General features: G+C 47.8%; 11 protein-coding genes. 3 read left to right on the top strand and 8 right to left on the bottom strand.

Annotated elements, in window-relative coordinates; all coding sequences use genetic code 11:
* Positions 1–2: 2 nt before the first annotated feature.
* On the top strand, positions 3–923 hold the full coding sequence (locus tag EJV45_RS18930) for a glycerophosphodiester phosphodiesterase family protein (RefSeq protein ID WP_205942431.1): 921 nt from the start codon (positions 3–5) through the stop codon (positions 921–923).
* 2 nt (positions 924–925) lie between these two features.
* Here EJV45_RS18930 and EJV45_RS18925 read toward each other — a convergent pair whose 3' ends face one another.
* Together EJV45_RS18925 and EJV45_RS18920 are read right to left on the bottom strand one after the other, a co-directional pair.
* Complete coding sequence (locus tag EJV45_RS18925) at positions 926–1,654, bottom strand: LytTR family DNA-binding domain-containing protein (RefSeq protein ID WP_129718241.1); 729 nt, start codon at positions 1,652–1,654, stop codon at positions 926–928.
* Between the two features lie 8 nt (positions 1,655–1,662).
* The gene (locus tag EJV45_RS18920) at positions 1,663–2,676 is read right to left on the bottom strand and encodes a sensor histidine kinase (RefSeq protein ID WP_129718239.1); all 1,014 of its coding nucleotides are present in this window, start codon (positions 2,674–2,676) and stop codon (positions 1,663–1,665) included.
* Positions 2,677–2,910: 234 nt separating this feature from the next.
* On the opposite strand from EJV45_RS18920, the gene EJV45_RS18915 reads away from it, so the two are divergent.
* Entirely contained in the window at positions 2,911–3,984 is a 1,074-nt protein-coding gene (locus EJV45_RS18915; RefSeq protein WP_129718237.1) for a DUF5694 domain-containing protein, read from the top strand.
* A 149-nt stretch (positions 3,985–4,133) separates the two neighbouring features.
* Positions 4,134–4,880 carry a hypothetical protein gene (locus tag EJV45_RS18910; protein ID WP_129718235.1) on the top strand — a complete coding sequence of 249 codons (747 nt, stop codon included), beginning with the start codon at positions 4,134–4,136 and terminating at the stop codon, positions 4,878–4,880.
* Here EJV45_RS18910 and feoB read toward each other — a convergent pair whose 3' ends face one another.
* The 6 genes from feoB to EJV45_RS18880 form a co-directional block, all read right to left on the bottom strand.
* A complete protein-coding gene (gene feoB / locus EJV45_RS18905; RefSeq protein WP_129718233.1) occupies positions 4,881–6,989 on the bottom strand; it encodes a ferrous iron transport protein B in 2,109 nt (702 codons plus the stop codon).
* A gap of 2 nt (positions 6,990–6,991) precedes the next feature.
* Entirely contained in the window at positions 6,992–7,207 is a 216-nt protein-coding gene (locus tag EJV45_RS18900) for a FeoA family protein (protein ID WP_129718232.1), read from the bottom strand.
* Positions 7,208–7,293: 86 nt separating this feature from the next.
* Positions 7,294–10,092, bottom strand: coding sequence for an outer membrane beta-barrel family protein (locus tag EJV45_RS18895; protein WP_129718230.1), 2,799 nt, complete (start codon positions 10,090–10,092; stop codon positions 7,294–7,296).
* A 105-nt stretch (positions 10,093–10,197) separates the two neighbouring features.
* Complete coding sequence (locus EJV45_RS18890) at positions 10,198–10,530, bottom strand: hypothetical protein (protein WP_129718228.1); 333 nt, start codon at positions 10,528–10,530, stop codon at positions 10,198–10,200.
* A 15-nt stretch (positions 10,531–10,545) separates the two neighbouring features.
* Positions 10,546–11,334, bottom strand: coding sequence for a hypothetical protein (locus tag EJV45_RS18885; RefSeq protein ID WP_129718226.1), 789 nt, complete (start codon positions 11,332–11,334; stop codon positions 10,546–10,548).
* Between the two features lie 134 nt (positions 11,335–11,468).
* Positions 11,469–14,300 (bottom strand): TonB-dependent receptor, encoded by a 2,832-nt coding sequence (locus EJV45_RS18880; protein ID WP_129718224.1) that lies wholly within the window; start codon positions 14,298–14,300, stop codon positions 11,469–11,471.
* Between the last annotated feature and the right edge of the window lie 11 nt (positions 14,301–14,311).

The raw sequence follows: 14,311 nt of genomic DNA, 5'->3' as shown, positions 1-14,311 counted from the left end.
TCATGAGAAAATTTATCACAGCAGGTGCTCTCGTAGCAATGACGTTATTGGGCCAGGGTATTTACGCACAGAAAATGCACCGGCTCAACATTCGCAGCAGTAAGGATGCACGGGCATTTTTTAAGTATGAGGGCGATGGGACGGTGCTTGTCAGCGGGCACCGCGGCGGAATGGTCAGCGGTTTTCCGGAAAACTCTATCGAGACATTCGAGAACACGCTCAGGCATACACCGGCTTATTATGAAATCGACCCAAGGCTTACCAAAGACAGTATTCCTGTACTGATGCATGACGCAACGCTTGACCGCACAACCACCGGCAGCGGGAAGTTATCGGCATACACGCTGGCGGAGCTGCGTACCTTGCAATTGAAAGACCCCCAGGGAAATGTAACAGCATCGCGCATTCCAACCCTCGATGAAGCCATAAAATGGGCCAGGGGCAAGACGCTGATCAATCTCGACAAGAAAGACCTGCCGATGGAAAAGACCGCAGCCATTATTGAAAGACACAATGCCTGGGGCTGGGTGATGCTCACCGTGCACAACGCTCAGCAGGCGAAGTTTTATTATGCGAAAAGCAACAATGCGATTTTTTCTGCGCACATTCTTACAAAACAGGCTTTCGATGCCTACGATAAATCAGGCATTCCCTGGTCGCATTTTATGGCTTATGTGGGGCCGAAAATTACGCCTGAAAACCTGGAGCTTTGTAAGCTTCTGCATAGCCGGGGGGTAATGGTCATGATCGGTGCCGGACCAAGTGCAGATAAACTTCCGGACGCCGCCGCCCGGCGCATGGCATACCAGGAGATTGCGAAAGCGGGTTTTGATATTATTGAATCAGATCTGCCGATAGAAGTGGCGGAAGCACTGGCACCCCTGCAGCCCGCAAAAAGCAAGAAAGCAAGGTTCTTCAGATAATTTTATTCCCTGATTTTGCGGAAAAACTCGCTGCGGTAGGTTTCACCGACAGGCAGACAATTATCGCCAATGTAAACGGCATTGCCATCTACCATTCGAATTTTAGAAAAGGGAACAATGTACGATTTGTGGATGCGCATGAACAGGTTTTTTGGCAACTGCTCCTCAAATTCGCGGAGCGACTGATATGTTATAAGACGCTGGGTACCCGTGTATACAGAAACGTAGTTTTTGAGTCCTTCGAGGTACAGAATATCGTTGTATTCAACCCGGATGAATTTGTTTTTATTGTCCCCTTTAATAAACAGATAACCATTGTCCGTCACAGGGAGGTGGACCGGTGCAGGCGCCGCTGCAGGTGTGATCATCTGCCTGACCTTGACAGCGCTTTTATAAAAACGCTCATACGGTATAGGTTTCAGAAGATAATCGATTACGTCTAACTCAAAGCCTTCAAGCGCGTACTCAGGATAGGCCGTTGTAAGTACGACCTTACATTTGCCGCCGCAAATTTTCAAAAACTGGATGCCAGTTAACTCGGGCATCTGAATATCCAGAAAAACAAGGTCTACCTGATTGGCCTGCACAAGCCGAAGCGCTTCGAAAGGATCGCTTGTGGCCCCGACCAATTCAAGGAACGGTGTCTTGTTAATATATCCGGCTATAATTTCGGCAGCATAAGCCTCATCATCTACCGCCAGGCAGCGGATTGTTTGTTCAGCGTTACTCATTTCTTTTGTTAGTCGAGTTTGATAATCAGGGTAGCTTTGTACGTTTGTCCATTGTTTGAGATCAACAGATCGTGTTTCTCCGGGTAGATCAGATCGAGCCTGCGCTGGATGTTCGCCAGACCGATGCCACTTGATTTGTCTTTCTGTGCATGGCTGATGGTGTTGCTTACGGCAAATTCAAAACGCTTACCGGTAACTTTTACAGAAATTTTTACCGGCCTGGAAGCATCACGCACAACGCCATGTTTAAAAGCATTTTCAACAAAGGGGATGAGCAGGAGCGAGGCAATGCGCTCGGCGCCTATGCCTGACTGATCGAAACGCACATAAAATTCGGGTTCAAAACGCATCTTAAAAAGCGCTATATAACTTTCCAGGTATTCTATTTCCCGCGATAGCGGAAGCAGGCCATCGGGGCTCGTATTTAATGTATACCGCATCAGATCTGACATGCGCAGCACGGCATTAGCCAGCTTTTCTGAAACCGGCAGGGCCAGCGAATACATGTAATTCATGGTATTATAGAGAAAATGTGGATTGATCTGCGACTTCAGAAAAGCCAGTTCGGCTTTTTTCGCTTCCTCCCGGAGCCGGCTGTTGTTTTTCTCGCTTCTGAAGCTGTGTTCGACGCCCCAGACAGCGCCCGCAACTACGATAAATGATGAACCATAATAGAGATTATCCACAACATAACGCCAGACAGGTGTATCATCGCTGTAGTTGTGCATTCCGAAAACTGCGCGGTAAAAAACCTCTTCAATCAGGTAGCGCAATACAATGAAGGCAGCCATGGCAGCAACCAAACCCAGGACAAGCCTCATAATGCGATGTTTTTTTAAAAGCCCGGGAAATACCCAAAGATAACAGATATAAAATTCTATGATCTGAACAACCGTCATAGAGAGGTTGAAGGCGATAGCGTTGAAGCGAACTTCTTCTTTAAGCAGGAATTCTCCATGCCAGTAAAGAAGCAAGATTGCCCAGCAACCCAGGTGGGTAAGAAAAACAGCAGATTTTTTCATTTTATAAACGTATGACCCGAATCGATCTATCGCCGAAGCTACGAAAAGCAGCCGAACCGGCTGTTATCGTTATCCCAACCGCCTGCTGTTTTATACGAACCGGTTTTTTACCGGGGTAAACAGGAAAGCGGCTGCGTTTAACCGGTTGGGATAATAAACGGAGGGGTTGGTATCAATTTATTTTGCGGCCGAAGCGCTGAGGCGACATTTGTTCACAACAAAAACAAAATTATTATGAAAATCTCCACGCCATCTTTTCTGTTAGTCGTTCTTTGCAGCCTGTTTTTCGTAAATGCGTACAGCCAGCAAATCGAAATTGTAGTTGTAGGCAGTTCACACGATAATCCGCAAGGGTCTGAAAACTTTGCCCAGGTAGTTAGCAAGCTCAAAAAATTTAAACCAGATATGGTTTTCGGTGAATATTCGCCTGCCGGCGACTTCGTTCAGCTTGAATCTGATAACTGGGCCAGGAAAGCCTTTGCCAGGGGCCAAACATTTATGAACCGACAATTCGGCGATGCGCCTGGAAATCTGACAAAAAAAATCTCCGGGGCTAACCGGGAGCTTCGCAAATCGCCCAACGGGCAGGGCCGGCTGCGCATGGATCTTGCATCCTGGTATGCCGCTAACAATGACAGGGCAAATACTGAATACCAGGTTTTTGTTGTCGAAAATTATATGAAAAAGACCTTTGCGGAGGCAGAGCGTATGTACTACGATCAGCACTTCCTGCATCAGGACTCGCTAAAGAGTGCGCGTCTGTTCAGGCCAAAGAGCGAATATACGACCATCTTCTTTCCACTCGTGTACGAACTTGGTCTTGATGGCATAGATAGTATGGATTGCCAGAAATTTGATAAACCCTGGTCAAAGGCATGGGGAGAAACTGATTCCCTGATCCGGGTGCTTGAAAAGCAGGCCAAGGCAGATACAACTTCACAGTTGGCGCATACGCTTAAAGAGTTAGAGCGATTGAGCAACCTGACAGATGAAGACAAGAAAAATATGCATGCGTCTGAATACGCGAACATGAACACCGACCGCTATGCAGAACTTAATGATGCCTGGAATTTTTACGGTGGTCCGCAAGCGTTCGACCTTCCCGGATTTCCTGCTGCGAGCGCCAGAAGAATGTATGCCGAGTGGACAAACCGCAACGAAGGGATGTGCGCAAATGTGATAAGACAGGCCCGCGCTTCAAAAGCAAAACGCGTTGTAGTGGGGGTAGGTGCTGCACACCGCAAGATCATGGCCGATATGCTGGCCAGAAACCGGGATGTAAAAATTGTAAGCTATAACGATCTATAGGCTTATGTAGTAACAAGGCGCTGCCTGTGTACGAAAGTCGCACGGGCAGCGTTTCTTTGTTGGTTTACCTTCCGGAGTACCTTACCTTTGGCCGGGTTAACCGCGGGTATGGTTATTGCTGAATGCCCGTTAAAAATCCTGCCATACGAATGATGCCTAAAATTACCAGACACACCATCCTGATCCCCTTTATTGCCCTGTTCTGCTCCTGTTCCTCTGTTTATATGCCTAATGTTCCCAATACGCCCATGCTAAGCAGCCAGGGAGAGTTAAGCGCCGGCGGACACATTTCGCTGAAAGGGAACGTTAGTGTGAATGCCGCTTATGCCGCGGGTAACCATCTTGGTATTTTGCTCAACGGCTCGATTATGAATAACCGGGGCAGCAAAAGGGAATTTAACCATAATCTTGTCGAGGCCGGTGCCGGTTATTTTACGCCTTTTGGCGAGGGCGACCGGCAGATCTTTGAGGCCTATGCGGGCTTTGGGAAAGGTAGCAGCCTGACTACCTTCAAAGAGGCAACGCCAACGGGCGTAACTGTGACAGAACAGCAGGACGTCGGTTTCAGGAAGTTTTTTATGCAGGTAAACTACAGTGCCAAAGACAAGGACGGCTTTCAGCTTTTTGGTAAGCGGATTGAATTGAATTATGGCACCGCCCTTCGGCTCAGTTACGTTGATATGAACAGGTTTCTGCTCAATAACCAGTCGCACACGCCTGAAGACAATATCTTTTTTGAACCGGTGTTTTTTACCCGTACCGCACTGAGCAAAAATGTTCAGCTGCAATATACAGGAAGCACAAACATAGGTCTGCGCAACCGGAAGTATCTGAGCGCCGGCAATTCAATATTTACGCTGGGCATTGTAATCAATGTAGGCGGAAACAGGCCTTAATTATTTCAAAAGCTGATAGGCAATCAGCGCCGCAAAATAGGCCAGCGCTGTCATATACACCAGCTGAATGAGGGGCCATTTCCAGCTTTTCGTTTCGCGGTACACGATAGCAAACGTGCTCATGCACTGCATGGCGAAGGCATAAAAAAGCATAAGTGAAACGCCGGTAGCAAATGTGTAGACGGGTAAGCCCGTTATTGAATTTTTTGATGCGGCCATGCGGCTGCCGAGTGTGGCCGAGTCATCTTCGCCTCCATCTACGCTGTAGATCGTTGCCATGGTGCCTACAAATGCTTCACGCGCAGCGAAAGATGTGATCAGCGCGATGCCGATCTTCCAATCGTAGCCGAGCGGGCGGATTATCGGTTCAATTGCATGCCCGAGTATACCGACATAAGAGTTCTCCAGTTTTTCAGTACCCATCATGGTCTGGATATGCGCGGTGTCTGCACCGGGTTTGACAAGTTCCATCTGGTATTTCTGATCAATGCTGTCGAAACGATTTCCCGGTCCGAAGGAGGCCAGTACCCAAAGCACGATAGAAATGGCTACAATAACCTTACCGGCCTCAAGCACAAAAGTTTTTGACTTTTCGTACATCGTAAGCAGCACATTGCGCCACCTCGGTGCCCGGTACACCGGAAGTTCCATGATCAGGTAAGAACGCTCCCGGACCTTGATAATCACTTTCATGATCCAGGCAACCACTACTGCAGCCAGCATGCTGACCAGATAAAGAAGCATTAAAGCCAGACCCTGTGTATTAAAAAAGCCGAATAGCCGCTGTTCGGGAACAACGAGCGAAATAAGCAGCGTGTAGACAGGCAAACGTGCGGAACAGCTTACAAGCGGTGTGACCATAATGGTGATCATCCGGTCTTTCCAGTTCTCGATATTTCTTGCGGCCATGATAGATGGTACGGCGCAGGCAAGTCCACCAATCATGGGCACTACAGATTTTCCGTTCAAACCAACCTTGCGCATGAGTTTATCCATCATAAAGGTAACCCGACTCATGTAGCCGCTGTCTTCGAGCACGGATATGAAGGCAAACAGGATAGCGATCTGCGGAATAAAAACAAGTATTCCGCCAAGGCCGGCAAGTACACCGTCAATGAGCAGATCAGTTAGCATCCCCGGCGGCAGATAAGTGTGCCCGGCATCGCCAAGCCAGCCAAACCCCGTTTCGATCAGATCCATCGGATAGCCCGACCAGGCAAAGATGGCGTTGAAGATAAAAAACAGGATGGCAATGAAGATCAGGAAACCCCAGACCTTGTGCGTAAGTATACGGTCTACCTTATTTGTAAAGGCAAACTGGTCATGCGTAGGTTTGCTCTCAACGGTTGCAGACAGGATGTGGCTGATGTAGCGGTAGCGGTTAATGGTTTCAGCGGTCTGCAGCGAACCCGATTCAAACTTTTCCTGCCGGCTAATTTCATTCAGTCCTTCAATATGTTGTTTCTCGAGGAATGAAACCTGGTCTTTGCGGTGCAGCAACTGCAGGGCATAATAATCATTGTCTGCGCCCACGAGCTCTTTTACCCTTGCAACGGCAGGCATGCACATAAATTCTTCGGGCTTCAATACCTTTTTCTGGGTTGCAACCGGTGTGCAGTGCTGAATAGCCTTTTTCAGTTCATCAATCCCCTTGTTACGCCGCGCAGAGATGGGGACTACCTGAACACCGAGTTTTTCTGCAAGCAGATCGGTGTTGATACGAATGCCCGAACGGTCGGCCATATCGATCATATTTAAGGCAAGAATAACCGGGAAGCCAAGGTCTGCTACCTGGGTAAAAAGCAGCAGGTTACGTTTGAGGTTCGTTGCATCGGCAATGACAACGATAACGTCGGGACCGCCGGAAGCTGCCAGGGTGTCAAATACAATGTGTTCATCAAGACTTTTGGGGTAAAGGCTATAGGTTCCGGGGAGATCAATAACTTCTGCCGTCCGGCCATCATCAAACCGGATCGAACCAGTTTTTTTATCGACCGTTACCCCGGGAAAATTCCCGACCTTTTGGTTCAATCCTGTAAGCAGGTTGAACAGCGTAGACTTACCTGTATTCGGGTTACCCACTAGGGCAACCTTTAGCGACTTTCCCAAACTTATTGAATTAGAATAACTGCTGCCTCGCTTTTGCGAAGACACAACTGGTAACCTGCAACCCGGATCGCGATCGGATCGCCGAGCGGTGCAAAGCGTTCAACCTCGACGATCTCGCCGGGAAGGCAACCCATTTCCATCAGCTTGACAGACATCTCTGCATCGCTGAATGAGACGATGGTGGCTTTTTCCCCGGGATGCAATTCTGAAAGATTCATGAGGCCGCAAGTTAGGGTTTATTTAAAACTATTCCAAATAAGACCGTCAGCAGACCGTCAGTAGCGGCAGGTCAGACGGGTCTGGACTAGTTCCTTCTCCCGCCGCCGCCCTGTCTTCCTCCACCTGAATTCCGTGAGCCGCTTCGGTTTCCACGGTCAGGGCGCTCATTGCGCTCTGAACGTTCCAGACGCTCTCCGTTTCTTCTCCTTGGGCCGATTTGTCTGAGCGAATAGGTAAATGAGAACATAAAATACCGCTGAAGCACGTTGTAACTGACGTCCTGGATGGTGTTGTTATTTGCTGTGCGGCTAATGCCCTGGTTTTGGTTAAGTGCATCGTTAACAGAAGCCCGAACCGTTCCGCGCCCGTTGAAAAACTGGCGGCTGATAAAGCCATTCAGGAGGGTGAATTCGCGGTCGAAATTTTCCCCGCGACCGGTGTTTGCGTTATAGTCGATGTCGAGTCCGAGGCGAATGTCGCCGGGGAAGAGGTAACTCACATCCGCCGAGGGGCTGAACGTGTAAAAACGTGTATTTGCGTTTGGCTGGGCAGAATACGTGGCGCGGTTAATGGCGCCTGACAGAGATGCCGAAAGGTCCAGCCGGTCAAGGCTGGTTACCAGGCGGTATCCGTTTCTAAGCGACCAGCTATTGGTGATATTGCGGCGGGCATTGGTGAAATTGACATCCCGGTCATAGTTTCCCCCAATGTTGATGTGAAAGTTCAGCTTATTTTCAGGCAGGAAAGGAACGCTGAGGGACGTTGCAAGTGATCCCGAATAGACACCATTTACGTTAACGGGTGTAATGGCAAGTTTGCCCTGATGTTCTCCGGAAGTGATCAGTGTACTGCTGTTTGCAATGCGGTTCGATGTCTGTGTCAGGTTCAGGTTTACGAACAGCGAACGATTTCTGCCCTGGGTAAAAGAATTATAGGTGAAGCGCAGGTTGTTATTGAACTCGGGCCTCAGGTCAGGATTGCCGACGGGAATACTTTGTGTATTGGTGTTATCAGGTATAGGCTGTAATTGACTGATTGTAGGTTGACTGGTACTGCCCCGGTAATTGATAACCAGGCGTTTGCTGTTGCTGAAGTTATACCTGAACAGGGCAGAAGGTGTATAGTTGAAGACATTCTGCGTGAGGAGGGTATTTCTGGAAATATTCACATTCTTACGGTCACTGTTTTGCACTGCCAGACCGGCATTCCAGGTAAACTTTTTGCCGTTCTGATTAAAACTGAAACCGGCAGAATTGATCAGAATGGTGTTTTCGTAAAGATTTGTATAGGTCAGGTCGATCAGATCGTACTGGCCCGACAGTTCGTTGTAATTGTATGTATGACGTTCAGAATTGTTATAGTTATAGCTGTTGCGGTAGTTGAATTCGAGGCTCATTGTTCTTGATAAGGGCTCGGTATACACCAGTCTCGAAGTATGGTTCAGCGAGTGATTTGTGCGGTCGTTCAGCTGGTTTGTCAGGCGGTCCCTGCCGCCGCTGCCGCTCACAACTTCGTCATTGATGTAGTTAAAATTTTCTGAATCGTTGTTGCTGATGTTTGTTTCCAGGTTCAAAGAAACAGTACGGCCGCGGCGCATGAATTTATGCCGGAGCAGGATGTTGTTGTTAAATGTTGGCGATGTGCCCTCATTGCGCAATTCCTGCCTGCCGCTTGTTACGTAGGCCGCGAAATCGCGCGTGTAAATATTCTGGTTATTGCTGTTGTTGCTGGTATAACTGATGTTAGGCTGTACGCGAATGGAGGTCAGCGAATCGATTTTGGTGTCGACCATAAAATTAAGGCGGTGGTTCAGGCGGTCGGAGTTGTTCTGCTGCCTGTTGTTGAAGATGGTAGTTACATCGCCAAGCAGATTCTGGGTCAGGCTGTTCTGAAGGCGCAGGTTAGCTGTGTTATTGATAAAATAACTTGCGTTAATCTCGGTTTCATCTGCATAGGTGTCGGCAAAGTTCAGACCGCCCGCATTCGTTTGTGTAATGCCCGATCCGGACCTGCCTCCACCGCCACCAAGGCCGCCGCCGAATCCCTGCCGGTTTACGTTGTTGAACTGGCCAAGTACAGAAAGCTGCCGTTTTGCGTTGAAACGGTTCACATTCAGATTGACATCATACCGGTTATCACTGCCATAACCGGCTGTATTGTTTCCGAAGTAACCGTTATTTCTGCCTTTTTTTGTTGTGATGTTGATAATCTTTACCCGGTTACCGTCATCTATGCCGGTAAATTTAGCCTGCTCTGACTGTTCATCAATTACCTGGATCTTGTCTACCATATCGGCAGGAAGGTTTTTCGTAGCCAGGAGGGGGTCATTTCCGAAAAACTCCTTGCCATCGACCTTAACGCGGGTTACAGTTTCGCCCTGCGCCTTTACGGTACCCGTTTTATCTACTTCGAGGCCGGGCAGTTTTTTCAGCAGGTCTTCAACTACCGCATTTTCTATCGTCTTAAAGGAACTGGCATTAAATTCAAGCGTATCTTTTTTTACAACGACAGGGGGCGCGTCAGATTTGATTTCGACGGTTTGCAGATCGATGCTGTTATCGTCCATAAAGATATCACCGAGGTTTACCTGTGGTTTATCCGCCTGTATAATAAAATCCTTGTTGATCGTTTTAAGGCCCAGAAAGGCGACAAATAACCTGTAGTTTCCTGGTTGAAGATTGCTGAACGCAAACTTGCCATCGGCAGATGTGGTATTGGCGCTTACCACACTGGAGTCTTTGAGGTTTTTAAGCGCTATAGAGGCGAAATCGATCGGTCTTTTGTCCTTACTGCTCATCACCCGCCCGTTCACCGAGCCTTTTTTGTCCTGGGCATACAGCAGCATGGTGCATAACAAGAGCACAAGCGTAAAAATTTTCTTCATTGGTTACATTTGGTGTTGCCTGTCTGACAGAAAAACCAGGAAAAGGTTTGTTTCGTGTCAGCGCCTTCGATTGTAACAAATGAAATACAGATGCTGCGCTGTGATCTACAGCTGCGATAGACGGCGCCTGTGGCGGAATTGTTTAATGCCGGCAGATATCAGAATTACCGCACAAATGGCCAGAAAAATGGGCATGACCAGCGGACCACCAATGTCATAACATAATTTTTCTATCGAGTACATGCGGATTGTACCGCCGGTTATTTCCCAGTCGCGAAGATCATGATACCGCAGGTAAGCTACTACAAGCAGGGCAGCAGCGAGCAGAAAAGAAAAGATGAGTGGTGTCCATGGGCTTCGGGATGCGTTGCCGCTGTATTCATAATCGTCGTCCGTTGCACCGTACTTATCTGTTGTATGGTACTTGTTGTGTTTCATAAAGGCTGGTTAATGTTATTTTTCACTTCGTACGATTGAACTTATGGTCCCGGGGGTATCGCCCTCTTCTTTGATCAGGCGAGAAAAGTACCCATATTTTATCATTGATGCATGCGAAATGGCAATCTCTTTGGAGCCAAAGGCGGTCGTTTCTTTTTCAAGCTCATCCCAGAATCCATCTATATAGGGATTAACCGGATTTTCTGCCGTTCCTACACGCTGAGCGTTTCCCTGCACCACAAATACCGAGTCGCCCGAAACGCGCACCACCTTATAAAGTGCATAGATATTGTCTACTGTCGTGGCTGATGTTTCATCGATCTTATACATCCTGCCGCCATTATTTGCGCGATAGATATCACCCGGTGCCGGATTTGTAATATATTCCTGCTTTTCCTTCTCATCTGCGGCGGCTTTCGCCTGATGCCTGCTGCCGAAGAACAGGGCGGCCAGAACAATCGCAGCAAACAATGAGAAGATCACAATCATACCGCGCCACAGACGAAGGGGCGTTTTTGTGGTACTTCTGATTTCCTTATACCGCCGGGTTAGCTCGGGCGACCATTTTACGCCGAGTATACGGTCGCCGCAGCGTTCGCACCAGGCAATGCCGTACTTGCCTGAGGGTAACATCGGCCCAAGCCACCACACATAACGCTGACGCACGGTTATATGTACGCCACCCTGCTGGCTGCACATGGGGCACATGAGATCAGGGCAAGCTTCGGTTTTGTGCTCGAGAGAACGGATTTGATAGATAAAGATCATAGGTACAGATGGTAAATGAGAATCAGCTGATGCCATAACGAACGGGTATGTCATCATGTTTCAAAGAAAGTAAATTTCCGGGCAAAAGGTTACAAGGCTGTGTTCGATATAAATAAATCAGGCTATCCGTTAGGATAGCCTGATTCAATGTATATATTTTAACGCCGTTACTAAAAGCCGCCGCGGCGCATGCCGCCACCCATTCCGGGCATACCTTGCTGCGATGGTTCATTCTGTACCGTACGACCGCCGACCCGGTTCAGGTTGTACGTGAAGGTTAGCATATAATATCTTTTCAATACGAGGAAATTTGAGTCGGTAATCGTACTGCTTGTCGAGGTACGGGTTACACCCTGATTTTGGTTAAAAGCATCATTTACTGAAACCTTAAAGGTTCCTCTGTTTTTGAAGGCCTGCTTGCTCAGGTAAGAGTTGACCAGCGTATAACGGTTGTCAAACTGCGGTCCGCGGCCGGTGTTCTGGAAATAATCGATATCAAGGGCAAGCCGTACATCACCGGGGAAAAGGTAACTGATATCAACTGTCGGGTTCAGCGTATAGTAGGTGTTATTCTGACCGGGCTGCGCCGAATAGGTTGAACGGTTCAGCGTTCCGCGGATGCCGGCATTTACATCGAAACGGTCCATATTTGATATCAGGCTGTAGCCGTTTGTAACAGAAAATGTATTGCTGATATTTTTAATGGCCGTATTGAAATCCACATCACGCTGATAGCTGCCATTAATATTGATATTCAAATTCAGCTTGTTGTTGGGGATAATCGGCAAACCGAGGTTTGCAAAAGCGTTACCGCTGTAAACACCGTCTACGTTAATGGTACGTACACGGATCTTACCAAAATTGGTATCTGCGGGATTGGTGATCTGTACACGTTCACTGCTGAAGGCGTTGTTTGTCTGTGAAAGGTTGATAAAGGCAAACAGGGTACGGAATTTTGTAAAATTGAAGTTGTTGAAGCGGATGCGCAGGTTATTCGTAAATGCCGGGCGCAGGTCAGGATTTCCGACAGGAAGCGTGGTTGTATTGGTGTTGTCGACGATGGGCTGGATCTGGTTAATGCCAGGTTGCGACGTGCTTCCGCGGTAATCTACCTGCAGACGTTTGCTTCGGCTGAAATTATAACGCAGTTGCGCGGTAGGCGTCAGGTTATAAAAATTCTGGTTTATTGTTGAGTTTAACGTTTTGTTGATGTTTTCGCGATCTGTGTTTTGAACGGCCAGGCCGAGGTTCCAGTTGTATTTTTTCTGCGTAACGTTGTAACTCAGCCCCAGGGCATTGGTAATCGTCGTATTCTCGAATACGTTTGAATAGGTGGTGTTCAAGAGATCGTATGAAAGGGTCGCCGGGTTATAATCGTAGGCATAGCGTTCAGAAACATCATGATTATAGCCGTTCTGAAAATTAAATTCGAGGCTGGCCACTTTACTCAACGGCTCGGTATAGACCAGGCGGGCTGTGTTATTCAATGAACTGCTCTTGCTGTCATTCATCTGATCGGTAAGCTTCTGAATTGGTACGCCGTCTACGGTATTGTTGTCCAGAATGTAATTGTAGTTAATTCCGGAGTTATCATTCACATTGGTATTCACGTTCAGTGAAAGTGTCCGGCCGCGGCGCAGAAATTTCTTCCGCACAAGGATGTTGTTACTTAGTACCGGCGAAGTTGAATTTGTAGTAAGCCGCTGTTCACCGACTGTATTGAGATTGTTGTAGTTGCGCACATAGTTGCTCAGGTTGCTGTTTTCATCCTGAGAATAACTCAGGTTGGGCTGAACACGGATACTGGTTGTCGAGTCAAGTTTGGTGTCGATCAGAAAGTTGAGCCGGTGATTGTTGCGGTCTGAGTTATTGTCTGCCCGATTGCTGAATGTACTTGTTGCGTTACCGAGCAGGTTGGTTTGCAGTGTGTTTTGTGTATTGACAAAATCTGTTTTATTAAAGAAATAGTTCCCGGAAATTTCTGTTCCATCTTTGTATAGATCCTGGAAGTTAAGTCCGATCGCGTTAGTGGTTGTGATACCCGGCTGATTAGCTCCGCCGCCGCCGCGCCCGCTGAAACGGATACCGCCGCCGCCGCCACCGCCAAAGCCGCCCATATTACCGAAGTCCTGTTTATTGATGTTATTAAACTGTCCAACCAGCGTAACTTTTTGCTCATCATTGAAGGTGTTGACGAATACTTTGCCATCATAGCGGTCGTTTTCGCCATAAGCCGCATTGGCATTTGCGAAGTATCCTTTCTTCAGTCCGTTTTTAGTGGTGATGTTGATCACCTTGCTGCGGTTTCCGTCATCAACGCCGGTAAACCGCGACTGTTCAGACTGTTCGTCAATGACCTGGATGCGGTCAATCAGTTCTGCGGGGATATTTCGAGTAGCGATGAGTGGGTCATTGCCAAAGAATTCCTTTCCATCTACCTTCACTTTGGTAACCGTTTCACCCTGAGCCTTTACGGTACCGTCTTTTGCCACTTCAACCCCCGGAAGTTTTTTTAGAAGGTCTTCTGCAACGGCATTCTCACGAACTTTGAACGACTTTGCGTTAAACTCGATTGTATCTGTTTTGACAATAACCGGCGCTACTTCACCTTTTACTTCTACAGTCTTCAGGTCAACGCCGTCCTGCTGCAGTGTAAGGTCGCCGACATTTGCTGCAGGTTTATCCGCCGTGAGCGAGAAATCTTTTGTTACAGTTTTTAAACCTACGAAAGCAACATACAATTTATAGTTGCCCATGGCGAGACTTTTTACGAGAAAACCTCCGTTGTCTTCGGTTGTTGTGGTAGCCACAACGCTCGAATCTTTCAGGTTGCGGATTACAACCGTAGCGAAGCCGAGCGGCGTTTTTTCAGCGCCATCAACCGCTTTGCCGGTTACAGAGCCGTTTTTCGTCTGCGCGTGTACGTGTATAGAAGAAATTGAAACGAGAAGGGCCGCAATGAGCCAGGGTTTTCTTAAGAACGTTTGTAAGAGTTTTTTCATTATAATAATAT

Source organism: Pedobacter sp. SYP-B3415 (assembly GCF_004138205.1).
Lineage (GTDB): Bacteria > Bacteroidota > Bacteroidia > Sphingobacteriales > Sphingobacteriaceae > Pedobacter.
The sequence above is the reverse complement of the archived record's forward strand: the minus strand, read 5'-3'. Positions and strand labels throughout refer to the sequence as shown.

What these genes read in the sequence shown, in the direction of transcription:
- EJV45_RS18930 (WP_205942431.1), top strand. Translation starts at nt 3, where the DNA reads ATGAGAAAATTTATCACAGCAGGTGCTCTCGTAGCAATGACGTTATTG.
- EJV45_RS18925 (WP_129718241.1), bottom strand. Translation starts at nt 1,654, where the DNA reads ATGAGTAACGCTGAACAAACAATCCGCTGCCTGGCGGTAGATGATGAG.
- EJV45_RS18920 (WP_129718239.1), bottom strand. Translation starts at nt 2,676, where the DNA reads ATGAAAAAATCTGCTGTTTTTCTTACCCACCTGGGTTGCTGGGCAATC.
- EJV45_RS18915 (WP_129718237.1), top strand. Translation starts at nt 2,911, where the DNA reads ATGAAAATCTCCACGCCATCTTTTCTGTTAGTCGTTCTTTGCAGCCTG.
- EJV45_RS18910 (WP_129718235.1), top strand. Translation starts at nt 4,134, where the DNA reads ATGATGCCTAAAATTACCAGACACACCATCCTGATCCCCTTTATTGCC.
- EJV45_RS18900 (WP_129718232.1), bottom strand. Translation starts at nt 7,207, where the DNA reads ATGAATCTTTCAGAATTGCATCCCGGGGAAAAAGCCACCATCGTCTCA.
- EJV45_RS18895 (WP_129718230.1), bottom strand. Translation starts at nt 10,092, where the DNA reads ATGAAGAAAATTTTTACGCTTGTGCTCTTGTTATGCACCATGCTGCTG.
- EJV45_RS18890 (WP_129718228.1), bottom strand. Translation starts at nt 10,530, where the DNA reads ATGAAACACAACAAGTACCATACAACAGATAAGTACGGTGCAACGGAC.
- EJV45_RS18885 (WP_129718226.1), bottom strand. Translation starts at nt 11,334, where the DNA reads ATGGCATCAGCTGATTCTCATTTACCATCTGTACCTATGATCTTTATC.
- EJV45_RS18880 (WP_129718224.1), bottom strand. Translation starts at nt 14,300, where the DNA reads ATGAAAAAACTCTTACAAACGTTCTTAAGAAAACCCTGGCTCATTGCG.